At 65.9% G+C, this 22,733-nt stretch carries 22 protein-coding genes, 1 other RNA gene and 1 pseudogene; 11 read left to right on the top strand and 13 right to left on the bottom strand.

Annotated features, from left to right (window positions below):
* Positions 1-79: 79 nt before the first annotated feature.
* Entirely contained in the window at positions 80-310 is a 231-nt protein-coding gene (locus LN450_RS11235) for a DUF1653 domain-containing protein (protein WP_008577645.1), read from the top strand.
* Between the two features lie 54 nt (positions 311-364).
* Positions 365-736 carry a hypothetical protein gene (locus LN450_RS11230; RefSeq protein WP_011348746.1) on the top strand — a complete coding sequence of 124 codons (372 nt, stop codon included), beginning with the start codon at positions 365-367 and terminating at the stop codon, positions 734-736.
* A gap of 67 nt (positions 737-803) precedes the next feature.
* On the opposite strand, the gene LN450_RS11225 is transcribed toward LN450_RS11230, so the two are convergent.
* Together LN450_RS11225 and LN450_RS11220 are read right to left on the bottom strand one after the other, a co-directional pair.
* Positions 804-1,088 (bottom strand): YciI family protein, encoded by a 285-nt coding sequence (locus LN450_RS11225; protein ID WP_011348745.1) that lies wholly within the window; start codon positions 1,086-1,088, stop codon positions 804-806.
* A gap of 3 nt (positions 1,089-1,091) precedes the next feature.
* On the bottom strand, positions 1,092-1,742 hold the full coding sequence (locus LN450_RS11220) for an FMN-dependent NADH-azoreductase (protein ID WP_029820407.1): 651 nt from the start codon (positions 1,740-1,742) through the stop codon (positions 1,092-1,094).
* 132 nt (positions 1,743-1,874) lie between these two features.
* Here LN450_RS11220 and LN450_RS11215 point away from each other — a divergent pair, with 132 nt between their 5' ends.
* Positions 1,875-2,801 (top strand): LysR family transcriptional regulator, encoded by a 927-nt coding sequence (locus LN450_RS11215; protein WP_011348743.1) that lies wholly within the window; start codon positions 1,875-1,877, stop codon positions 2,799-2,801.
* A gap of 60 nt (positions 2,802-2,861) precedes the next feature.
* Positions 2,862-2,938: non-coding RNA, sX9 sRNA (locus LN450_RS11210), on the top strand.
* A gap of 51 nt (positions 2,939-2,989) precedes the next feature.
* Here LN450_RS11210 and LN450_RS11205 read toward each other — a convergent pair.
* From LN450_RS11205 to LN450_RS11195, 3 genes are all read right to left on the bottom strand, one after another.
* Complete coding sequence (locus LN450_RS11205) at positions 2,990-3,775, bottom strand: alpha/beta fold hydrolase (protein ID WP_011348742.1); 786 nt, start codon at positions 3,773-3,775, stop codon at positions 2,990-2,992.
* Positions 3,776-4,067: 292 nt separating this feature from the next.
* Complete coding sequence (locus LN450_RS11200) at positions 4,068-4,805, bottom strand: DNA/RNA non-specific endonuclease (protein ID WP_039416846.1); 738 nt, start codon at positions 4,803-4,805, stop codon at positions 4,068-4,070.
* Between the two features lie 462 nt (positions 4,806-5,267).
* Entirely contained in the window at positions 5,268-5,669 is a 402-nt protein-coding gene (locus tag LN450_RS11195) for a Rid family hydrolase (protein WP_011348740.1), read from the bottom strand.
* Between the two features lie 107 nt (positions 5,670-5,776).
* On the opposite strand from LN450_RS11195, the gene LN450_RS11190 reads away from it, so the two are divergent.
* Complete coding sequence (locus LN450_RS11190; RefSeq protein ID WP_031425028.1) at positions 5,777-6,721, top strand: LysR family transcriptional regulator; 945 nt, start codon at positions 5,777-5,779, stop codon at positions 6,719-6,721.
* Positions 6,722-6,750: 29 nt separating this feature from the next.
* Here the strand turns inward: LN450_RS11190 and LN450_RS11185 are convergent.
* A pseudogene (locus LN450_RS11185) lies at positions 6,751-8,437 on the bottom strand (M14 family metallopeptidase); the annotation flags it as partial.
* Between the two features lie 242 nt (positions 8,438-8,679).
* Here LN450_RS11185 and LN450_RS11180 point away from each other — a divergent pair.
* The 4 genes from LN450_RS11180 (at position 8,680) to LN450_RS11160 (ending at position 14,342) form a co-directional block, all read left to right on the top strand.
* The gene (locus LN450_RS11180; protein ID WP_008577661.1) at positions 8,680-9,402 is read left to right on the top strand and encodes an ABC transporter ATP-binding protein; all 723 of its coding nucleotides are present in this window, start codon (positions 8,680-8,682) and stop codon (positions 9,400-9,402) included.
* 10 nt (positions 9,403-9,412) lie between these two features.
* Entirely contained in the window at positions 9,413-10,849 is a 1,437-nt protein-coding gene (locus tag LN450_RS11175; protein ID WP_011348737.1) for an ABC transporter permease, read from the top strand.
* Positions 10,849-12,117 (top strand): DUF3526 domain-containing protein, encoded by a 1,269-nt coding sequence (locus LN450_RS11170; RefSeq protein WP_011348736.1) that lies wholly within the window; start codon positions 10,849-10,851, stop codon positions 12,115-12,117. The genes LN450_RS11175 and LN450_RS11170 overlap by 1 nt, the downstream gene beginning before the upstream one ends.
* An 83-nt stretch (positions 12,118-12,200) precedes the next feature.
* Complete coding sequence (locus LN450_RS11160; RefSeq protein WP_011348735.1) at positions 12,201-14,342, top strand: TonB-dependent siderophore receptor; 2,142 nt, start codon at positions 12,201-12,203, stop codon at positions 14,340-14,342.
* 335 nt (positions 14,343-14,677) lie between these two features.
* Here LN450_RS11160 and LN450_RS11155 read toward each other — a convergent pair whose 3' ends face one another.
* From LN450_RS11155 to LN450_RS11140, 4 genes are read right to left on the bottom strand one after another with little or no spacing between them, the layout of a single operon-like run.
* A complete protein-coding gene (locus LN450_RS11155; RefSeq protein WP_011348734.1) occupies positions 14,678-15,343 on the bottom strand; it encodes a DUF2894 domain-containing protein in 666 nt (221 codons plus the stop codon).
* Positions 15,340-16,011 (bottom strand): OmpA family protein, encoded by a 672-nt coding sequence (locus LN450_RS11150; RefSeq protein ID WP_008577671.1) that lies wholly within the window; start codon positions 16,009-16,011, stop codon positions 15,340-15,342. The genes LN450_RS11155 and LN450_RS11150 overlap by 4 nt, the downstream gene beginning before the upstream one ends.
* Entirely contained in the window at positions 16,008-18,665 is a 2,658-nt protein-coding gene (locus tag LN450_RS11145; RefSeq protein ID WP_011348733.1) for a DUF802 domain-containing protein, read from the bottom strand. The genes LN450_RS11150 and LN450_RS11145 overlap by 4 nt, the downstream gene beginning before the upstream one ends.
* Before the next feature lie 10 nt (positions 18,666-18,675).
* Positions 18,676-19,425 carry a DUF3348 domain-containing protein gene (locus tag LN450_RS11140; RefSeq protein ID WP_074038448.1) on the bottom strand — a complete coding sequence of 250 codons (750 nt, stop codon included), beginning with the start codon at positions 19,423-19,425 and terminating at the stop codon, positions 18,676-18,678.
* A 326-nt stretch (positions 19,426-19,751) separates the two neighbouring features.
* Here LN450_RS11140 and LN450_RS11135 point away from each other — a divergent pair, with 326 nt between their 5' ends.
* Positions 19,752-19,964 (top strand): hypothetical protein, encoded by a 213-nt coding sequence (locus LN450_RS11135; protein WP_008577678.1) that lies wholly within the window; start codon positions 19,752-19,754, stop codon positions 19,962-19,964.
* Positions 19,965-20,182: 218 nt separating this feature from the next.
* Here the strand turns inward: LN450_RS11135 and LN450_RS11130 are convergent, their stop codons facing one another.
* Complete coding sequence (locus tag LN450_RS11130; protein ID WP_170808586.1) at positions 20,183-20,380, bottom strand: hypothetical protein; 198 nt, start codon at positions 20,378-20,380, stop codon at positions 20,183-20,185.
* A gap of 33 nt (positions 20,381-20,413) precedes the next feature.
* Positions 20,414-20,836, bottom strand: coding sequence for a YkgJ family cysteine cluster protein (locus LN450_RS11125; RefSeq protein WP_109298494.1), 423 nt, complete (start codon positions 20,834-20,836; stop codon positions 20,414-20,416).
* 288 nt (positions 20,837-21,124) lie between these two features.
* Here LN450_RS11125 and LN450_RS11120 point away from each other — a divergent pair, with 288 nt between their 5' ends.
* A complete protein-coding gene (locus LN450_RS11120; RefSeq protein ID WP_011348730.1) occupies positions 21,125-21,307 on the top strand; it encodes a hypothetical protein in 183 nt (60 codons plus the stop codon).
* Between the two features lie 85 nt (positions 21,308-21,392).
* Here LN450_RS11120 and LN450_RS11115 read toward each other — a convergent pair whose 3' ends face one another.
* Entirely contained in the window at positions 21,393-22,556 is a 1,164-nt protein-coding gene (locus tag LN450_RS11115; protein ID WP_011348729.1) for a zinc-dependent alcohol dehydrogenase, read from the bottom strand.
* Positions 22,557-22,733: the final 177 nt, after the last annotated feature.

Below are 22,733 nucleotides of genomic sequence, written 5' to 3'. Positions count from 1 at the left end.
CAGCGTCAACACAAGCCGGCTCGCCACACATTGCGTGCGGTCCTAAACTCCAGGGCCTTTCGATCGCGTTGATACCGCCATGGACACCCTGCCGCCGTTACCTTCCATCGCACTGGGCGAGTACCGTCATTTCAAAGGCGGCCGCTATGAGGTGCTCGGTGTGGTGCGCAGCAGCGAAACCCTGGAGCCGCTGGTGCTGTATCGGCCACTGGAGCGCGATATCGGGTTGTGGGTGCGCCCGTATGCGATGTTCGTCGAGCAGGTCGAGGTGGACGGTGTTGCCCGCGCTCGCTTCGAACGCGTGGAGTGAGCGCCGCACGCACTGCCGCGATGCGGCAACCGTACGCCTGGCCTTGAGCGCGCGATGACTGCCGCGACCACGCCCCTCACGACGCCCGACGGCCGTTACCTCATCGTGCGAGAGCGCCTGTGGCGCGCCAGCAACCCGCACCTGAGCGAAGAGGTGCGTGCCGCGTTGGTCAGTGCACTCATGGATGCGCGACGCGCGGTCAAGGCCGCCAAGCGCGACGACGATGCACAACGCCTGTTGGCCGCGCGCGGTGCGGCCGATGCAGCCAAGGTCGCCTTGGGTGAACGCGGCGCGGTGTGGTGGACCGATGGTGCCAAGGATTTCAACCGGCATCTGGTCAAGAACACCCCGTACGCTGCGTGGTTTGCGGCAAGCGGCCATGCGCCCCGGCCTGCAAGCGTCGACACGCCTGCAGGTCTCAATTGACAGCGACGCCTGTGTCGCTACGACGAATGACCTGCCGTGGCGTCGCATTCCACCGGTATGGTCTCGTTCAACCGGGCAAAAACCCTTTGGCGCGCAGTGCTGGCTCGAAGCGGCGTATGCCGACATCCACCAACTGATGCAGCACGAACGGGTCTTGCGCCACAACCCGATCCAGTGCCGACGCATCGGTGTGGTGGGCTAGCACGATGCCGCCAAGACCATCGGCCGATGGGCCGGCCGCGAGGAATAGCCCAGTATCGATGTGCTCCCGCAAGCACTGCTTGTGGGCGTCCAGATGTGCGGCCAGTGCCGGCGGGGCGACGCGATAGGTGAGGGTGATGAGATGCAACATGGCTCAGGCCTCCACGCGCGCGTGCGCGACCCCGCGCCCGACACTGCGCACGACATCGGCAATGGAGGCCTGCGCACTGATCAATGCGGCCGCGGCCGGCTCCGGACCACGCGACTGATTTTCCGCGCGCACGAAGTGCACGTCGCGCACGCCCAGAAAGCCGAACGTTGCGGTCAGATACGCCTCCTGAAAATCCAGTGAGGCCATCGGCCCTTGCGTGTACATGCCCCCGCGCGAGGACGCCACGATCAGCTGCTTGCCGCCGGCCAGGCCTTCGGGCCCGTTAGCGGTATAACGAAACGTACGGCCGGGCTGGGCGATGCGATCGATCCAGGCCTTGAGTTGGGTCGGCACCGAAAAGTTGTACATCGGCGCGCCGATCACCACGATGTCGCTGGCGAGGAATTCGTCCACCAGTTGCTCGGACAATGCATGTTCGGCCACCAATGCCGCGTCGCTGGCTGGTTGCGGCAGCGGGCGGAAGCCGGCAGCAATCGCGCCGGAAAGGTGCGCGATGGGAACCGCGGCAAGGTCGCGATAGGTGGCGTGTAGATCGTCAATCGCTGCGTGCAGGTCCTGCACCACCTGGGCGGTGAGCTGGCGGGAGACCGACGTGTCGGTCAGGATGCTGGAATCGAGATGGAGCAAGCGCATGGTGGGCTCGTGTGCTGTGGTCGGTGGCGGCACTCTACGAAGCGCCCTCGGGCGCAGGTAGGCCGCTGGCGGATGACAAACTGTCCTGCCTGGCAGGACAATGACGGCCTCCTTGCGTGGGGTTGGATTCAGATGGAAGACCTCAACGACTTCGCGCTGCTGGTGGCAGTGGTCGACCACGGCAGCTTCTCGGCGGCCGGTCGCGCGTTGGGGTTTCCCCGCTCCAAGGTCAGTCGGCGGGTGGCAGATCTGGAGCAACGCCTGGGCGTGCGGCTGTTGCAGCGTTCAACCCGTGCGGTCAGCCTCACCGAGGTCGGTGCCGAGTTCTATACGCACTGCAAATCCATCACCCGCTCGGCGCAATGGGCGCTGGATGTGGCCGAGCGCGCCACGCAGCATCCCTCCGGCCGGATCCGCGTGAGCTGCCCGACCGGTGTGGCGCATCTGTTTCTGGCCAAGCTCTTGCCGCGGTTTTTGTTGGCGCATCCGGATGTGCAGGTCGATCTGGAGCTGACCAGTCGACGGGTGGAACTGATTGCCGAAGGCATCGACGTGGCGATACGGGTGCGTTCGAGCCTGGACGATTCCGGCTTGATCCTGCGCTCGTTCGGCGTCAGCCGGCAGGCGTTGGTGGCAAGCCCCGGGTTCGTGCACGCGCATGGGCCGTTCGCCTCTGCCGCGGCACTGCATGAGGTACTGGGAATGGGCCCGCGTGGCGTCAATGGCGAGCCGCCCCGGTGGCGGCTCACCAGCCCGCAAGGCACCAGCGAACTGGTGGACTACCGTTCGCGCCTGTTCACCGAGGATGTCGAGCTGCTGCACCAAGCGGCGCTGGCCGGCATGGGCGTGGCGCAGTTGCCGCTGGCCCTGTGCAGGGGCAGCATCGCCCGTGGCGAACTGGTGGTGCTATTGGGCGACCACACGTTGCCGGTGCATCAACTACACGCCGTGTATCCCTCGCGTCGCGGACTGGCGCCAGGCGTGCGCGCCTTGATCGAGTTCCTGGTCGACGTCCTGCCTGCGGTGCTGGAGAGCGCCGAACACGAGGTATCAGGCTAAGCGCAGCGAACAAAACGACTGCGCAGCGCCAGGCGGGCGCGGCCGCTGCCGGGCATCGGCATATACCACTCGTACACGGCGGTTCTGAGCGCGCCGTCCGCACCCGCCGGACGACTGCTCGCTACGTTTTGTTAGCCGACCTGAGCGCATGTAAGGGCCGCCGCGACACGCCAGGTTCGTGTTGGTGCTCACCGCGATGGCGTACCGATGGTACGCGCGGCACGTGCGATGAACTCGGCCACCTTGGCGGGCTGCGCAACCAGCGAAAGATGGCTGGATGCGATGGTGGTACTGGTGGCACCGATCTGCTTGGCGATGGCGCGCTGCACATCCGGACGCAACGCATTGTCGTTGTCGGTGATCAGGTACCACGTCGGTTTGCGATGCCACGCGGCCTGCGAGACCGCGTCGCCGAACGCGGCGGCGGTCATCGGCTGCTGGACGGCGGCAAGCTGCCTGACCTTGGCCAGCGGCACATCGGCGGCCATCACGTGCTGGTAGGTCGCCGCGTCGTCGAGCCAGACCAGGCCCTGCGCATCCGGCTGCAGGCCTTCCATCGGCGCTTTCAGGCGTGCCAGCAGCGTGCCGACCGACTCGCCGGTATCGGGTACCAGGGCCGACAGATAGACGATGCCCTTGACGTTGTCGGCGTTGCCCGATTCGGTCACCACCGCGCCGCCCCAGGAGTGCCCGACCAGCAGCACGTCGCCAGGTTGTCGCTCCAGCACGCGGCGGGTCGCAGCGACGTCGTCGGCCAGCGAGGTGAGCGGATTCTGCACTGCAGTGACGTGATAGCCCTGGCGCTGTAACGCCTCGATCACGCCAGACCAGCTGGAGCCATCGGCAAATGCGCCATGCACCAGCACGATGGTAGGCAGGCTCTGCACTGGTGCGGCGGTTGTCGGGCTGGCAGCGAAGATCGACAGGGCGCTCAGCAAGGCGAGGCCGGCGTTGGCAGACAAGGGGGATGGCATGAGCGTGATCGCAAGAGGGGAGCGAGAGTGCGATCAAGCATATGTCGGCCGTTGGCCGTCAAAACAGCGCAGACCTCGCCAATAAATGTGGCAGCGCTGACACACCTGACACATGGCTGGCGCCCGCGGGACCGCAGTCCATTCCACCGGCACGCCGGCTCTGCGATGGAGATGTCGAGCCGCGCGCAGGCTGTCACGCAGGCGGCGCGGCGCCACGCAGCCAGTGCCCGCCGCGCCGTGACCCAACCCGGCACAGGCCGGGCTGGGCGACATGCCGTGGATGCAGCGCGACTCAACCCAGATCGCAATTGCTCGGCTGCGGCCAGGTGGTGGACGGCAGCATGGCTTTGACAGCCGCTGGTGCGCTGATGCCGATGGTGCTGGCGCCGTAGAGGTCTTCGAGTTCGTCGATGCTGACGATATAGCTGTCCAACGCACCCAGGTTGGCGCTATTGGGAATCAGCCAGCTGATGGCGCGCGAACCGCCGCCCGGGTTGGCGGTGATGATGGTCTTCCAGAAGAAATCCGGCGTGCGGATGCCGTGGCTGCTGAGGAAGTAATCGTTGCTGGTGTCGCTGTAGATCACGCCGCCGTAAACCTGCACGCTGGCGATATCGCGATAGCACTCGGCCACGTTCTCTGCCTGTACCCAGATGCCCTGATTGAAGCTGGCCACCTGCGGCACGATGTTGCTCATGAGGTTGGCGCGGCGGATGTAGGTCGCGTTGTAGTCCATGTGGTTGGAGGTCACCAGATGGCCGCGGTCATAGCCGGAACGCACGCTGGCATACGAGGCCGTGGAGGTCTGGCCGGCACAGCCGCTGGGCAATTCGGTATCCAGATTGAAGCTGGACGGGCGTGCAGCCGAGCCTGTGTCGGCCTGCAGCACGTATTCGTAGCGCAGTGCGGTGCGGTTGGTGCAGTCGTACGTCAGCGTATAGCCGCCCTTGTTGAGGGTCACCACCTGCGCCTGTGCGGCGGCGCTGAAGGTGGTGAGAAGCAGAACGACAAAAAAGGTCTTCAAGCGCATGGAAGTCAATCTCCTTGAAATCATCGGACGCACGAAGCCGCCGCCGCGATGCGTCAGCACATCGACGTTGGACAACGCGCCAGGGAAACAGAGGGCTCGCGGCATGGCGAGCGCTACAGCTATCGCATACGAATGTTGCTTGTTGGTGACTTGGACCCGAGCAGCGTGCGGTCGCCCAGATCTTGTTTCGGCGTGTAGCCAGACGCTTGGCATTCGGTCTGGAGGCGATGCCGTTGATGAGGCTGATGCTCTCGGCGATCTTCTTCGCTGATGTTTGGAGATCTGACAGGGGTGCGATGGGCACGTTGCGCGGCGTGGACACAGGCAACGCCACGCGCTGGCGAGCCAGGCGTGGCCGATCGAATGCGAGACGCGCGCCTGCGCGCGCTGGTTGAGTTACGCAGGCGCAGATCTGCTGCAGGTGGGATGGCGCGATGACTACCGCGCAGGCAATGGGAGGTGTTATGCAGCCTTCGCCGGCAGCTTGACCACCACCTTGATCTCAAACTGGAAGCCGGCCAGCCAGGTCACGCCGACCGCGGTGACGGTGGGGTAGGGGGCCGGGCCCCAGTAGCTGACCCACTTGTCCCACATTGCCTCGAACACCACCTCGGGGTTGACCATGAACAAGGTGACGTCGACCACATCCTGCGAAGTGCAGCCGGCCGCGGCAAGGACGGCATCCAGGTTGACGAAGGCGCGGGCAATTTCCGCGTCCAGCTCGGGCTCGGGCGAGCCGTCCTCGCGGCTGCCGACCTGGCCGGCGACAAACAGCAGGTCATCGGCGCGTACCGCCGGCGAGTAATGGTGGCGCTCGTACAGGGCGTGGCGCCCCTGCGGGAAAACGACGTCGCGTGTGGCCATGTGGCTCTCCATCGAAGTGCATCAGAACGAAGGCACACGTTAGGCGGGTCTGCAGTTGCGATAAATCGGCAGCATCGACCAACACTGTTTGTAGAATCCAAACAATCTTGGCCGCGGGAGCAGTGGTGGATCGATTCGATGCAATGCAGGCGTTTGCGCGCGTGGTCGAGACCGGCAGTTTCACCAAGGCGGCCGAACACCTGGACATGAGCCGCGCCAGCGTGACCCAGCTGGTGCAGCAACTGGAAGCGCGCCTGCGGGTTAAGCTGCTCAATCGCACCACGCGCCGGGTGCAGGTCACTGCCGATGGCGCGGCCTATTACGAGCGCGTGCTGCGCCTGCTGGCAGACCTGGACGATGCCGAAACCAGCCTGTCGGTTGCAGCCAGCTTGCCACGCGGGCGCCTGCGCGTGGACGTGCCCAGCCCGTTGGCGCGGCTGATCCTGATGCCGGCGTTGCCGGCATTCCATGCGCGTTATCCGGAGATCCAGCTGGACATGGGCGTGAGCGACCGCCGGGTGGATCTGATCGGCGAAAACGTCGATTGCGTGATACGCGGCGGCACCATCACCGACCAGTCGCTGATCGCGCGTCACGTGGGCGACCTGCAGGCCGGCGTGTACGCAGCGCCCGATTACCTGCAGCGGCTGGGTACCCCGACGCATCCAACCGAGCTGGAAAATACACGGCATCGTTGCGTTGGCTTCATGCGCTGGGGCAGCAGCACAACCGTGCCGTATGTGATGCAACGCGGCGACGAGGCGGTGCGCGTGCATGGTCGCCACGTGGTGGCCGCCGACGATGGCAATGCCTATCTGGCCGCCGGCCTGGCCGGCATGGGTGTGCTGTGGCTGCCGGTGTACATGGCCAACGCGCATGTCGCCAGCGGCGAACTGGTGCCGATCTTTCAGGACTGGCAGCTGGAAGCGATGCCGCTGTCGATCGCCTTCCCACCCAACCGCCATGTCAGCGCCAAGCTGCGCGTGTTCATCGATTGGGTGATTGCGCTGATGGCCGAGCATGCGCCAGTGATGGCGCCCGCACCGCGGTGAGCGCCACAGGGATGCGCGGCGCTATTGCTCACTTCGCGCCGCACCGGGTACCGCCAGCCGCTGATCGCTGCATAGGGCGAACGTGCATAGACCCACTGCAGGCGCGCATCGCCATCGGCGCGGAACGCCGCATCGTTGGCCAGTTTTTGCTCGAACGCGCTGCGTAACGCGGCATCGCTGCGCAACATGCGTTCGGTGAATTCAACCAGCTCGGTGGCATACAGCCCGCTGTCGGGGCTGCCGGCATGGCGGAAACGTCCGCTGGCCAGCAACGAATCGCTGCTGCGCGGTTCCAGCAAGGCGGCGGCCAACATGCGCATCGAGCAAGGCGAGCACATCGTCGTTGCCGGGCGGAATCCACCACGCCACCGGGTACTGCACCGCCTGCGTCTGCCGGTAGCCGATCACCGGCATCGTCCAGGTTTCGTCGCGGCCTTCCCAGCGCAATTCCGGCCGGCCGGACACCGGCGACAGGGCGCGGGTGTAGGTCACGCCCTTGAACGGAATATGGTCGATCGGCTGCGGCAGGCGTTCCCACGCCACCATCAATTCCTGCGGGCGCGCCGCGCGATCGGCACGCTTGGCGGCATCGATGGCGTGTGCATCGCGGCCGACCAGGCGCAGGGCTTCTTCCAGCAGCACGTAATCGCCGAGCACGCGTTGCCGGTATGACTTCAGGCGGTGGTTTTCCACCAGCACGGTGGGGATGCCGGCGAAGTCGCCATAGCCGGTGGAATAACGCGGGCCTTCAGGCGAATAGCGCAAGCCCGAGCGCGGCGCGTCTTCGTCGATCAGGCTGGGGTAGATCGCAGGTTCATGACCCTGGCGGCGCAGCGCGGCGTCGACGGCTGGCGTGAAGCGCTGCTGCAGCCAGCCGGCCGTGGCGCGCGAGCGCGCGTAGGTGCCCCAGCCGGCGAAGGTGAAGGTGATGTCGTACTGATGATCGAGCCCGCCGCTGACATGCAGGTCGACATACAAGGCGGGGTCGAGCGTTTGCAGCAGTTTGACGATCGCGCGCGTCTCCGGCGCTTCCAGGTTGAGATAGTCGCGGTTGAGGTTGATGCCGCGTGTGGTGGTGTTCCAGCCCATCTGTTGCGGGCCACGCAATGCGGCGCCGATCAGCGGGCCGCGCTGTTCATGCCCATCGCTGTTGAGGATGGGCACGAACACGAAATCGACCTCGTCCAGCAGATCGTCCTTGCCGCGTTGTGCAATATCGCGCAGCAGCATCAGGCCGGCGTCCTTGCCATCGATCTCGCCGCCGTGGATGCCGGCCTGTGCCAGCACGACCGGTTTGCCGGGCTTGCCCTTGCGTGCGCGTACCAGCAGCAAGTCGCGCCCTTCGCCGGTCTTGCCGAACACCTCCAGCGACAGCAGCGGCGAAGCAGCAACCAGCCGTTGCAGCCACGCACGCGTTTGCGCGTAGCTGGGCGTGCTGACGAAATCGCTACGCTCGGCCGGCGTCATCCACGGATCGTCCGGTGCCACGATCAATGCTTCGCTGGCACCGTGCCACGCGCGGACCGGCGGCAACGGGGCACTGGTATCGATGGTCTGCGCGTTGAGCTGTGCGGCAGCGAACAGTGCGATGGCCAGCCCGTTGGCGAGGCGTTGGGTGCTGCGCGCGGTGTTGCAGGCCTTGGCGTCAGCGGGAGCGTGGCGGTCGAAGTCATGGAAAGCATCGGGCGGATGACAGCTGCGCGTTTCGAAGGTCATTGTGTGTGAGGGTCTCGAGTGGTGGGCGACGGTGTCTGCTCGTGCGGGTCAGCCGTGTCGGCGCAGGCGCCTGGCTGGACGTTCGCGCCGCAAGGCGCTGACCGCAGGCGCGATGCGCGGCGCGGCGGTTATTAGTGCCGGCCGGGCTCCTGCCCGCGACGGCGGGCGGATTTTGGCGGTGCAAGCAATGTGATAACGTATCATTTCCTGATACGTCTGTGTCCACGCCCTTCAATTCTTCAATGACCCACGCGATTTCAATCTCCAACCTGCACGTGGCCTACCGTGGCCGCGCGGTGCTGCAGGGGCTGAACCTCGGCGTCGCGCCCGGCAGCGTCTACGCCTTGCTGGGCGGCAATGGCGCCGGCAAGTCGTCAACGCTGTCCACGTTGCTGGGCTTCGTCAAACCCGTCTCCGGCAGCCTGCGCGTGGACGCCGTGGACCCGGTCGCCGACCCCGGCAAGGCGCGCGCGCGCTTGGCCTATCTGCCGGAAAACGTGGCGCTCTACGAGCATCTGAGCGCATTGGAAAATGCCGACTATCTGCTTGCCCTGGCCGGCCAGCGTCGCAGCCAGGCCGCCATTGGCGAGGCATTTGCGGCCGCTGGCCTGCAGCGCGATGCCTGGGCGCAACGGCTGGCAGGGTTCTCCAAGGGCATGCGGCAGAAGGTGGCCATTGCCGTGGCCACATTGCGCGAGGTGCCGGTGCTGCTGCTGGACGAGCCCACCTCCGGGCTGGATCCGCGCGCCATCGCCGACTTCAATCGCCTGGTCGGCAGCGTGCGAGAACGCGGCGCCGCGGTGCTGATGGTCACCCACGATCTGCTCGGTGCGGTGGATGTGGCCGACCGCATCGGGTTTCTGGAAAACGGCCGGATTGCCGAAGAGATCGGTGCCGGCGACAGCGGCTTCGACGTGCGCACCCTGCATGCGCGTTTCGCGCGCCCGCAGGATCGCGCTGCGTGAGGCTGCACGTATGAGTCCGGTGTTGCTGGTCGCACGCGAAGAACTGCGCTATATGGCGCGCAACCGGTCCGCTGCCATCGGTGTGGTGCTGCTGATGTTGCTCACCCTGGTGGCGGCGTTGACCGCTGCGCACCACCAGCGCGAAGTGGCCGATTTCCGCGCGCGGCAGCAACAGGCAGCGCAGCAGGCGTTCCAAGCGCAGCCGGACCGGCATCCGCACCGCGTGGTGCACTACGGCCATTTCATCTATCGCCCGTTGCCGGCACTGGCTGCATTCGATTCCGGCGTGGATGCGTTCACCGGTAACAGCATGTTTCTGGAAGGGCATCGCCAGAACACTGCCAATTTCGGCGATGTGCGTCAGAGCTCGTTGCTGGTGCGTTTCGGTCAGCTCACGCCCGCCTTCGTGCTGCAGGTGCTGGCGCCGCTGATGTTGGTCTTCCTGGGCTATGGCGCGGTGGCGCGCGAGCAGGAAACCGGCACCTTGCGCGCGCTGTTGTTGCAGGGCGCCACGCGCCGGCAGTTGCTTGGCGGCAAGTATCTGGCGCTGGCGGCGGTGGCCGGCGCCTGCCTGCTGCCGGCCTTGATCGGCCTGGCACCGATCGCGTTGTTGCCAGGGCAAGCGCCGCTGGTTGCGCTGCTGGTGCTGGCCTATGGCGCGTATCTGTTGGTGTGGTGTGCGCTGGTGCTGGCGGTGTCGATGCGGTGCCGGCGCGGCCGCGATGCGCTATTGGTGTCGCTGGCGGTATGGGTGTGGCTGGCCCTGCTGGTACCGCGCGTGGCGCCGGACGCGGCCAATGCCGCGTACCGCCTGCCGACCCGGTTGGAAACCGATGTGGCGATCCAGCGCGACCTGCGCACGCTCGGCGACAGCCACAATCCGGACGACCCGCACTTTGCGCAATTCAAGCAGCAGACGCTGGCCCATTACGGCGTGCAGCGCGTGGAAGACCTGCCGGTGAACTACAAGGGCTTGCTGGCACTGGAAGGCGAGCGGCTGAGCGCAAGCCTGTTCGAGCGGTATGCGGGCCGCGATGCATCCATCCAGCAGCAACAGAACCTGCTGGTGCGTGCGTTTTCCTTGCTCAGCCCGACGGTGGCGCTGCGCGAGGTGTCGATGACGCTGGCAGAAACCGACCTGCGCGCGCATCTGCGGTTCCTGGCCCAGGCAGAGCACTACCGCTACACGCTGGTGCAGCAGCTCAACCAACTGCAGGCCGACGCGGTCAGCATGGCCGACGACACCGCCCAGGATACAGGCGCCGATCGGCGCAAGCGGATTTCGTCCGAGCACTGGCATGAGATTCCGGTGTTTGCGTTCCAGCCGGCGCCAGCGACCGAGGTGATCGGCACGGCAGGTGCGGCGTTCGGCCTGATCGGGGCCTGGCTGCTTGCTGCGCTGTGCATGCTGGCGGCAGCCGGGCAAGGTGTGGGAGTGGCGCGCTGATGGTGCTGTGGAAATACGAACTGCTGTTGCTGCTACGCGCACGTGCGGCGCTCGCCGGATTGCTGTTGCTTGCGCTGCTCACCGTGTGCAGCCTGCTGTCCGGGCAACATGTGATGGCGACGCAGCGCGACAACATCGCCAGGATTGCAGCGCTGCAGCGCGAAGACAGCGCGGCGGTAGAAGACTATGTGGCGCGTTCCAACGATGCCGGCAGCGCGGCCTATTACAGCTTCCACCCCACCTGGGACCTGCCATCGCCGCTGGCGTTTGCGGCGGTCGGCATGCGCGATGTCTCGCCGTATATCTTGCGCGTGCGCGCGCTGGGGCTGGAAGCGCAGATCCATGACGGGGACAGCTACAACCCCGAGCTCGCATTGGCTGGCCGCTTCGACTACGCGTTCGTGCTGGTGTTCCTGCTGCCGCTGTTCGTGATCGCGCTGCTGTTCGATCTGCGTTCGGGCGAGCGTGAAGCGGGGCGTGCACGCATGCTTGCCGCACTGCCCGGTGCGGGCGCTGCGCTGCTGGTACGGCGCGTGGTGGTGCGCGCAGCGGCGGTGTTTGTGTGCCTGAGCGTGCCGTTCGTCATGTTCGCTACGTTCAATGCGGTGCCGTGGTTGCAGCAACTGGCGGTGCTGGCACTGGGCGGTGCGTACCTGTTGTTCTGGGTGCTGCTGTCGGTGCTGGTCGGGCGCCTCCAGTGGCGGCCTGCCGCGCATGCCGCGGCGTTGGCTACCTGCTGGGTTGTGCTGGCGTTGGTGGCGCCGGCGCTGGCGCACGTGGCAATCAATCAGGCAGTGCCGGTCAACCAGGGTACCGAGATTGCGCGGTTGCAGCGCGAGGCGGTCAACCACGCCTGGGACATTCCGCGCCAGGACACCATGCAGGCGTTCTACGCGCGCAATCGGCAATGGGCCGACTCGGCGCCGCTGACCACGGCGTTCCACTATAAGTGGTACTTCGCATTTCATGAAAATGGCGACCAGCAGGTGGCGCCGCAGGTGGCAGCGTATCGCCAGGGGCTGCAGCGTCGCCAAGCGTTGGCGCAACGCGTGGCCAGCGTGCTGCCCCCGGTTGCGCTGCAGGCGGCGCTGACGCGCCTGGCCGACACCGATCTGCAGGCACAGCTGGCCTATCAGGATCGCATTCGCGCTTATCACCGGGCGCTGCGCACGTTCTACTACGGCTATCTGTTCCGCGACCGGCCGTTCACGCGCGACGATTTCGGGCGAGCGCCACGCTTCGAAACAACGGCCGGCCCTGCTTCATAGCGGTATCTGCGTTTCACCTTTCCTTGCGTCTTTTACTTGCGCCCCGGATGCACTGCGCCGGGGCGCTTCAGGAGTTCTGCCCGATGCCCGTGTTCTCGCGCCACCGCACGCTGCACGCGCTGCCCCTGCTCAGCCTGCTGGCCTGCACCTGCGGCACTGCCTGCGCGCAGGCTGCGCAGTCGCAGGCGCGCGACCTGGATGCGGTGCAGGTGCGCAGCCAATACACGCCGTACCGCGCGCTGAGCATTACCGGTGCCACCAAGACCGATGCGCCGCTGCGTGATCTGCCGATCAGTGCACGGGTACTCGACCGGACCTTGCTCGAAGATGCAGGCGTCACCGATCTGGCTGGCGCACTGGAACTGGCCAGCGGCATCACCAAGGCCAACAACCTGGGCGGCCTATGGGATAGCTATTCGATGCGCGGCTTCACCGGCGATCCGAATTTCAGTTCGGATTACATGGTCAACGGCTTCAATGCCAGCCGCGGTTACAACGGTCTGCGCGATGCGGCCAATACACAGAGCATCGAGGTGATCAAGGGGCCGGCGTCGGCGTTGTACGGGCGCGGCGAGCCGGGCGGGGCCGTCAACATCGTCACCAAAAAGCCGCTGTTTCAGCCGCAGCACAGCGTGGATGTATCGGCAGGCCGCTTCGACAGCTATCGCGCGGCCATCGATAGCACCGGCCCGCTGAGCGAGAACGTGGCGTACCGTTTGAATGTGATGCACAAGGATCAACACAGCTTTCGCGATACCGTCGACAGCGACAGTACCTTGCTGGCGCCGTCGCTGTTGTGGATGCCGACGCCCGATACGACAGTGTCGTATGAGCTGGAAGCGGTGCGGCTCCACACGCCCTTCGATCGTGGCGTGACGGCCATCGGTGGCGATGCCAACCGGCTGCCGGCCTCGCGCTTTCTGGGCGAGCCGCGCGATGGCGATATCGACCTGCATTCCACCGGGCACCAGCTATTCGTGGTGCACGGTCTGGATCAGACCTGGTCGGTGCAGGGTGGGGCAACTTACCGCGACAGTGGCATGCGCGGATTTTCCACCGAGCCCTGGACGCTGCAGGCCGACCAGCGCAGCTTGCGCCGCGAACGCCGCTACCGCGATTACCAGGGCCGCGATATCGCAGCGCGTGCAGAAGTACTTGGCAGTCTTCAGGCCGGTAGGGTCACGCACAATGTGTTGTTCGGCATCGATGGCAATCGCTTCGACGACAGCCGCTTTCAGCAGCGCGCCCGTTCCGCGGCCACGCCCTACAGCATCGATGTGCTGGCGCCGCGTTATGGCCTGGCACAGCCAGGACGGCTGTCCACCATCACCGCTACCGACGAACGCCAGCAGGTGTGGGGTGTGTACGCGCAGGACCAGATCGACCTGGGCGCGCGCTGGAAGGCCTTGCTTGGCCTGCGCTACGACCACTATCGGCAAGACCTGGACAACCACTTGCGCGGCACCACGCAGCGGGCATCCGACGGCGTGGCGAGCCCGCGTGCAGGCATGACCTTCCATGTCGACGATGCGCTGTCGCTGTACGCCAGTGCGGCGGCGGGTTTTCGCCCCAACAGCGGTGTGGGCGCCAACGGGCAAAGCTTTGCACCCGAGAAAAGCCGCTCGCTGGAGACCGGCTTGAAATACGTGCAGCCCGGCGATGGCCTGGAAGCCACCGTGGCCGCATTCCGCATCGACAAGAAAAACGTGTTGAGCCTGGATCCGGCCGACACCAGTTTTTCGCTGCCGGTGGGCCAGATGCGCAGCCAGGGCGTGGAGCTGGATCTGCTGGGTAGGTTGAGCACGCACCTGGCCGCGTCGGTGGGCCTGGCCTATACCGATTCGCAGGTGACGCGCAGCAGTGCTGCTGCCGCCAGTACGGGGCTGGCTGAAGGCCGGCGGTTTCCGAATGTGCCGCGTTTGAGCGGTAACGCATTCCTGAACTACGAGCAGCCGCTGACCGGCAAACGAAGCGCGGCGCTGGGTGTGGGCGTCTTGCACACCGGCGAGCGGCTGGGCTCGGTGGATAGCAACACCGATTTCGTGTTGCCGGCTTACACCGTGTGGCGAGCGGTTGGCCATTACGATCTGAGCCAGAGGCTACGCCTGTATGCCAAGGTGGAAAACCTCACCGACCGCCGTTACGCGGCGTTTTCGTACAGCGAGCAATGGGTGTATCCCGGTGCGCCGCGGAGCTGGACGGTAGGTGCGCAATTGCGGTTTTGAGCGATGCTCCACGGCGGCCGAAGCGGCGATCGGCGCATGCGCCAGCGTGGTGGATGTCAGCGTTACCGACGGTCGCCACGTTCCAATTGAATACGCTTCGCGCTCGGGCGTGACTGCAGTGACTGCAGCGCGCCGGCGAGTGGTTGCTGGACGTCGTTGTGCGCTTGCATGCAGCTTCAGCTGCCGCGTGAGCAAGTGCAACGCGGTTCGCAGCCAGAGGCGTGCAGTGACCTCATGCTCACGGCGGGTGACATGCCACATGCGGTGCTGGGCTGCCTCTCCGAGATCGGAGCCTGCGTCAGCAGGCCCGACGTAGATCCGGACCGATCGAGGACCTAACTGCGTCGCTTCGACGGACTCTTGCTGCGTTTCTTGCCCGGCGTCGCCGGCGCGGCCTCCTCGTTGGCCAACGCGCCGCCGGTGTGCAGCTGCTCCAGCCATGACAACGCATCCACATAGCCGAGAAAGTGCTGCAGATAGCCCGGCGAGCGCTCGCGCATCAGCGTGATGCAGCGATGCACCAGCACGCTGGAGTTGAGCGGGCCGGCGTTCTTGGGCGCATCCTGCAGCGACTGCCGCACCTGGCTGGCGGTGCGCACGGTGGTCCAGGTGCGACGAAAGTCGTCCAGCGCCGGCAGCTCCGGAAACAGCATTGCATCTGCACTGGCAGTCTTGCGGCTGTCCACTTCCATCAGCGCCGCATGCCCGGCCATCTGCGCGGTGAGCGCACCCAAGGCGCTGGGCTGCGGCGACGCCGGCGTCGGGGAAGGCACTGCACGGCTCCCGGCACGGCGACGCGCTGTCTGCTGCAGCGCTGTCGCATAGCCATCGACCATCGCGCCAAGCTTGTGTTCCAGCACCTCACGCACCGCATTGGCCTGCGCATCGGCACGCGCTGCCAACGCTTCCATCAGATGGAAGCGCACCGGATCCAACCGATCGGCGCCCTGGCTGCGCCAGCGCTCCAGTTGCGCGCGTGCGGGCAGTGCCGGCGTGCTCATCGCGGTGCGGCGGTTGCTGCGGGCGGCGCCGATGCGCCTGCGCGCGACGACGGGCGCGCGATCGGCGCGATCTCCACGCGGCGGTTCTTCGCGCGGCGGGCTTCGTCGGCGTTGGAATCCACCGGTTGCTGCGAGCCGAATGCGGCGGCGAACACCGATGACGCCGGCACGCCTTCGGCGATCAAGGCACGGGTCACCGTGAGTGCGCGTTGTGCGGACAGTTCCCAGTTGTCGGCGTAGCGGCGATTGCCGCCCAGCACCGGGCGGTCGTCGGTAAATCCGCTGACCATCAGGATCTCGTCGCGCGCGCGCAGGTAGTGCGTCAATGGCGTGGCCAGCGACTTCAACACCTCGCGTCCTTCCGGCTGCAGTTCGTCGGAGTTGAACGCAAACAGCACATTGCCGCGAATGCCGATACGGCCATCGACCAGGGTCACGCGGCCGGCAGCCAACGGTGCGGCCAGTGCCTGTTCCAGCGTCTGCCGACGTTGCGCTTCGGCCTGGCGTTGTTTGACCTCCGCGTCCAGGCGGCTGGACAGTTGCAACTGCACGCCGATCACGCCGACCAGGATCAGCACGAACGCGCCCAGCAACACCGACATCAGGTCGCCGAATGCCGCCCAGATGGGCGTGCCCAGCTCGCCGTCGCTTTCGATCTCGTCGCTCATGCCGTTTCTGCTTGGCCGGGTTCGCCACGCCCGCGATCGAGCTGGCGCAGTTCTTCGATGATCTGCTTCTGCGAGAGCATGCTGAGGTCGACCACTTCGCGCGCCTGTGCCACGTAGTAAGCAAGTTGGTCGTCGCTGCGTGCCAGCGAGGCATCGAGTGCCGTGGCAACGTGCTGCAGGCGCTCATTGAGCTCGCTGGTGGCGCCGCTGAACAACTGCACCGCCATGCCGAACGCTTCGCCCAGGCTGGCCACTTCCACTGCGCTGCCGCTGACATGCGCGGCCACTGCGCCCAGCTTGCCGGTTTCGCTGCCGATCTGTTCGGTGAGCTGGCTGCCCACGCGCTGCAGCAGGTCGGCCGAGGTGGTCACCAAGGCATCCACCGCTTCGCGTTGTTCGGTGGAGGCGTGATTGACTGCGTTGAGCAAGGTGTCCAGGGTGGCAAGCAGCTTGCTGCGTTCTTCCAGCATGGCGGTGTCGCGCACCATGCTCTCGGACAGCGACTGGCGCAGCTCGGCCACGACATCGGCCGCGGCCTTGGGCGCTTCGGAGGCGATCTGCATCAGGCGCGACACTTCGCTGATCGTCGCGCTGGCCTGCGCCTGCGCCTGCGTGGACAGCTCGCTGGCGGTGCTGGCCAGGGTGTCGCAAATGGCCTGCTGTTGCCGGGCGACGCGTTCGCCGGTCTGTTCCCATTGTGCGGTCAGGGCCGTGCTCATCGCGCCGAAGCGCTCGCTCCACAGCGCCAGGCGCTGGGTGTCGCGCGCTTCCAGTGCCGCCTGCAGGTCGGTGTGCGATTGCTGCAAGGTGCCGACCAGGGCCGCCGCATGCGCCTCGAAACTGGCGGTGGCGGCGGCAAGTGCGCTGTGGTGCTGGCTGGACAATGTGGCGCTGGCGTGTTGCTGCTGAGCCAGTGCATCGCGCCACGCATTGGCAGCGTCGGTGCTGGATTGCTGCATGCGTTGCGAGACCGCATCCACCAACGCGGCGGAGCGTGTCTCGAAGGTGCTGGCAAATTGCGTGAGCGTGTCCTGCAACTCCTGGGTGAGCGCGTGATTGGCGCGCTGCTGCTCGGCCACCGCAGCCGTCCAGGTGGCCGCTGCCGTGGCGGTGCTGGCTTCGAAGCCGCTGCTCAACCCGTCCAGCTGCTGCTGCACGGCCTGCTGCACGCCGTCGTGCAGGGCACTGGTCCGCTGCGCCAGTTGTTCGAGGGTGGCGTGCAACTGCGCGCTGTGCGTTTCGGTGGCACGTTGCTGTTCGGCAAGCACGGCCGCCCAGCTGGCGGCGCTGGCCGCGGTGCTGTTGGCAAAGCCATCGTTGAGTGCGCTCAATTGCTGCTGCACGGCCTGGGTGACGCTGTCCTGCACGGCAACGCTGCGCTGGTCGATCTGTTCCAGTGTGCCCTGCAACTGTTCGGCCAACGTGGCCTGGGTGCGTTCCTGCGCAGCCAGTGCCACCTGCCAGTGCTCGGTCGCCGTGCGCGCGTTCTGCTCGATGGCTGCACTGACGCCGTGCAACTGCTGCTGCACGGCGCTGCTCACGCTGTCCTGCACGGCTACGCTGTGCGCGGCAATCTGTTCCAGCGCGGTCTGCAACTGCGCGTTGTGGGTCTGCTGCGCGCGTTCCTGCGCCGCCAATGCCGTGCTCCAGTGCTGCGCCGTGGTGCTGGCACTGGTCTGGAAGCCATGGGTAATGCCGTCCAGCTGTTGCTGCACGGCTTGCGTGACATGTTCCTGCAATGCGGCGGTATCGCGTGCGATGCTGGCCATGGTGGCTTCCATCGCCGGCTGCAATGCCGCACCGACCGCCCGTGCGCTTTCGGCGACACCGGCTTGCAGCGCGTGCTCCATGGCCGTGGCCAGCCGCGCATACGCCGCTTCGCTTTTGGCCTGGAAATCGGCTTGCTGGGCGGCCAGGCGCTGCTCGGCAGCCATGCTGTGCTGTTGGATGCTGTGCACCAGCGTCTGCAGCTGGTCGATCAAGGCTGGCATCAAGGCGCTTTGCTGCTGCTGCAGCTTGAATGCTTCGCCACGTCGGTGCGCGTCCGAATGCATGTGCAGTTCGGCAGCGATCTTCAGGTCCAGCCGTTGCACCACCTGCAGGCGCTCGCGCCGGCACAGCGCCGACAACAACCCCAGCATGGCCGATGTCGCCACACCGGCGATGGAGGTACCGAACGCGAACGCCAGGCCTTCCACCGGTGCTGCGAGCGAGCCGCGAATGGCCTGCAGGTCGGTGGCGCTCTGCAATGCAAAGCCGGTGCCCTTGAGCGTGGCCATCATGCCGAGCAAGGTGCCGAGCATGCCAAGCAACACCAGCAAGCCGACCAGATACGGCGTCAGCACCGGGGCCGGCAATGCCACGCGCTCGCCCTTGATACGCAGGCGCACCGCATTACGCAGGCCAGGATGAACAGTTTGTAGCCAAGCGCCCAGGGCAGAAGGCGCCGTGGCCAGCCCATCGACTGCCGCTTCCAGCGTCGCCGTGGCCTGGCGGTAGCGATACAACTCCAGCGCGCCGGCCACATAGCAGGCACCGATCACCGCCGCGACACAGGCGCCGAGCGGGTTGGAGCCGAGATAACCGATGCCGACCCAGCAAACCGCCAGCAGGCCGACGAGAAACACACACACGTGTACGAGAGTTCTGAACATGACGTCCCAGTTAGCGGGTACGAAGCGCTGCAAGCAGGCCTTCGATCGGGTGAAAACGAACATCCAGTTCGGCGAGCAACACGCTCTGCATGTCCTTGCGGAAGACATCCAGCCAGCCATCGGGCACCGCGCGTGGCGCGGCATCGTCATCGGTCGGCCGGTGCTGCGCCTGTGCAGCATCGCGCAGGCGTTCGAAATGTGCGCCGAGCAGGCTCGGCACGGTGTTCAACAGGCTCTGCTCGCGCGGGCTCAGGGTGAGCTCCATCACCGCATCCACTTCGGCCAACCGCGCCATGTCGGTGGAGGCCAATGCGAGCAGGTCGCGCAGGCGCCCGCGCAGATCGCCGGTGGCGGTACGCATGGCGCGTTGCATGGTTAAGTAGTGCTGCCGGAATGGTGCGAAATCCGGCGCGGCGACGGGTGCGTCTGCGAGCGCGGCGTTGCGCGCCTCGGCACGCACGCGCACAACCAGCGCGTCCAACTCGGTCACGCTGCTGGCAGCAAGACCGGTGCGCACGCGTGCGCAAGCCTCCGCATCGAGCGGGCGCGGTTCGGGCAGGTCGTCGGTGTCGGGCAGCTTGCCGTCCAGCGCCTTGGACACGGCAACCGCGCGCGTCCAGTCGATCCACTGGCTCAGCCGGTCGGCCAGCGCGTGGTTGGACTGAGCGATGTGCGCGTCGCTGAGGCAAGCAAGCAGGCGAATGAACGCCGGGCCCGACAAGGGCGCCCGTGGAGCAACTTTCGCCATTCTTCCGGTCAAAAACCGGGCATTTTACACGGGAACGCATGCCGGTCGGCGCGTCAGGCGGCAGCAGCGAGCACGCTGCCGGAACCCTGCGTGCTGGCATTCAGCCGGTCCGAGGCGGGCGGCAGGCCCGGGTATGGCGGACGGCCTGACCTGCGGCGCTGCCAGCCACCGGCGTACCCAGGAGGCAGCAAGCAGCCCCAACCAGACGCCCGACACACAGATTCCGCCAGGCATTCTAACCAATTCAGGTCCAGGCATCCGGCCATCCGGCTGACTCGATTTTGTAAGGTGAACGGGTATAAGCTGCGGGCCGGGGAATCCCCCATCGAGGTAACACAATGGACCGCTCCGACATGCAAGTGTCCGATCTGCTGGTCTTGGAGCTGCAAGGGTTCCACGATGCCTATGGCAATGGGCCCGACTTCTGGGACGCCTACCAGCGCATCATGGGCATCGCGGCGCAGGCCGGCGGCAACATGGTCGCCTTGGCCAACGAAATGGCCTCACTGGCACAAGGGCTTGGCGCGACCAAGCGCGCGCAACTGCTGTAACTGCCCCCATGTCCGTGCGGGCGGCGACGCCTGCGCGCGGTGCCTGATGTGTTGAGCACTGAACCCGCGTGCGCAGACTGCCCAAGCAGCTTCTGCAGTGCGGCCCAGAGTTGCAGCTGCCCTGATCGGGTGGTTGAAGCTGATGGCCGACTACGTCGCATCGCGTCGGTGATGGCGGATGGATGCGCGTAGGCGCCCGCGAGGCATCCGTTGCTGTCTTACTCGGCCTCGGCTGCGACGGCCGGTGTGACTACGGCGGCTGGCGCAGCCTCTGGTGCGCCGCGCTTTTTTTCGCGACGTAGTGGTGTATCGCCCAGGCGCTCGATTGCGCCGCCGGATTGCTGAAACGCCTGCAGATCGGCGGCCAACCGCTGTTCGGACAACCGCGGCTTGCCCGGCTGGTTACTGACGGTCATCGACTGGCGGCGGGAATGATGCATCGCACATCCTCATGCGTTGTACAGCGTCAAGGGAATGCCCCGGCGGCGTTGATCGTCGTAGGTGGCACGTACGTCGCGGCAATACGGGCCGGACATGACGAAACGCCGGCAGATCGCCGGTCGCGTCTCGTAGATCGAGCAACACATGCGCGCAGCGTCGATGGCCACGCACCAGCCTTCCTCGTCGCGCGCCATCACATGCCAGCCTTGCGGCGTCACGCTGGTGAGATGGTGTGGGATACGGTCGGATGGATCGACCATGACGGTGAGCCGGCAGCAGACGGCGTCGCAGCGTTCGCAGAGATTGTCGATGGAAAGGGCCAGATGAAATGAGGGCGACACCGGATTCCGGCCGCCCATGCACCATACACCCTGGGCGCGTGCGGATGTGAACCCAAGGCGCGTCGTCGCATGGCGGCCGTGCAGGTGCAACTGCGTGGGTGCCGGATGCCGCGTTCGGCGACACTGCTGGTCGCCACAGCGCTGCCTGACTTCATCTGCGCAAGCACAGGTCGCGCTCGGGCGCCGCGCGTGATCGAGAGGGACCATGGTTGCGCCGCATGGGAAGGAATGCGAGACCGCACCTAATGCACTGTATGGCCCGGCATGCACAGTGCAGCACATCCGTTGCCTTTGTCGTTGATGTGCGAAGACGCTTTTCACCTGTGCCAACGCAGCGCACCGTAGCGTAGTGGCTCGCATCACGTCGTAGGAAAACACATGAGCACACCCAACCAGATTCCCTCTGCGCACGACCACGCCGAACAGCGCGATCAAGCGCCGCACGACCAAACGCAGCACGACAAGAAAAAGCAGGACGCGCTGCAGGACGAAGCGGTGGAAGAGACCTTCCCGGCCAGCGACCCGGTGTCCCCGTTCGTGCCGGCCAAGCCGCTGGACTGAGCCTGTTGCCAGCACTCAACGGCTATACAACATGCAGACGGCGCGGTCGAAGATTGCGCCGTCTGCGTAGATCCCACTCACGCTTTTACGGCGTGAGCACCACCTTGCGGCAATCGTCCTGCTTCTTGTCGAAGAGTTCGTAGCCACGCGCCGCGTCAGCCAGCGGCATGCGATGCGAAATGATCGAGCTTGGCTTGAGCTGACCATTGCCGATGCATTCCAGCAGATGCGGCATATGCTTTTGCACATGCGTCTGGCCCATCTTGAAGGTCAGGCCCTTGTCGAACGCATCGCCAAACATGAAGGCATGGATGAAGCCGGCATACACGCCGGGCACGCTCACCACACCGCAGCGACGGGTTGCGGCGATGCACTGGCGGATCGCCACGCCGCTGCTGCCTTCCAGTTTCAGGTTGGTCAGTGCGGTTTCGATGGCGCTGCCTTCGGCCTCGAAGCCGACCGCCTCGATGCTGGCATCGACGCCCCGGCCATCGGTCTGCGAGACGATCACATCGGCCGGGTCGTCGACCTCGTCGAAATTGATCGGAATCACGCCATAGGCCCTGGACGCAAAATCGAGCCGGTATGCGTGCCGGTCGACCATGAAAATGCGCTCTGCGCCCAGCATGCGGCAGCACGCCGCGGCCATCAGGCCGACCGGGCCGGCGCCGAAGATGGCAACGGTCGAGCCTTGTTTGACGCCTGCATCGACGACGGCTTGATACCCGGTCGGCAGGATGTCGGACAGGAACAGCACCTGCTCATCGTGCAAGGCATCGGGCACCACCAGCGGGCCGACATTGGCCTTGGGCACGCGCACGTATTCGGCCTGGCCGCCGGACAATCCGCCATACAAATGGCTGAAGCCGAACAGCGCGGCGGGCGGGCGCATGTCCTTGTGATTGAGCGCCGCGCCCTTGCCGGTATTGGTGGTTTCGCACGCGGAAAATTCCTGCAGCACGCAGTGGAAACACCGCCCGCAGGCGACCACGAACGGAATCACGACCCGGTCGCCCGGCTTGACCGCCGTGACATCCGGGCCCACCTCTTCCACGATGCCCATGAATTCGTGGCCGAGAATGTCGCCGGGGCGTAGGTCGGGAATCTTGCCGCGATACAGATGCAGGTCAGAGCCGCAAATGGCGGTGGCAGTGACGCGCAGGATCAGGTCGTCGCGTTCGACCAAGAGTGGATCGGGCACGGTTTCCACTCGCACATCGCGTGAACCGTGGTAGTTGAGGGCAAGCATGTCTGTCTCCTGTGGGCATTTAGACGCGGCGGCGCACTGCAGTGTTCGTGCAGCGGTGTTAAACCTGTCAGCACACTGCGTGGGCGCGGTGTGGACGCGCCCGATCGCCGACGCGGCGTTGATGCGCAGGTCACGTCTGGATAACCCCCGCGCTCGCAGGCTCATATGACGCGCTGG

Origin of the sequence: Xanthomonas euvesicatoria pv. euvesicatoria (assembly GCF_020880415.1) — a bacterium.
In the GTDB taxonomy this organism is placed as follows: domain Bacteria; phylum Pseudomonadota; class Gammaproteobacteria; order Xanthomonadales; family Xanthomonadaceae; genus Xanthomonas; species Xanthomonas euvesicatoria.
Note: the sequence above shows the minus strand (reverse complement) of the source record. Positions and strands in the feature narration are given on the sequence as shown.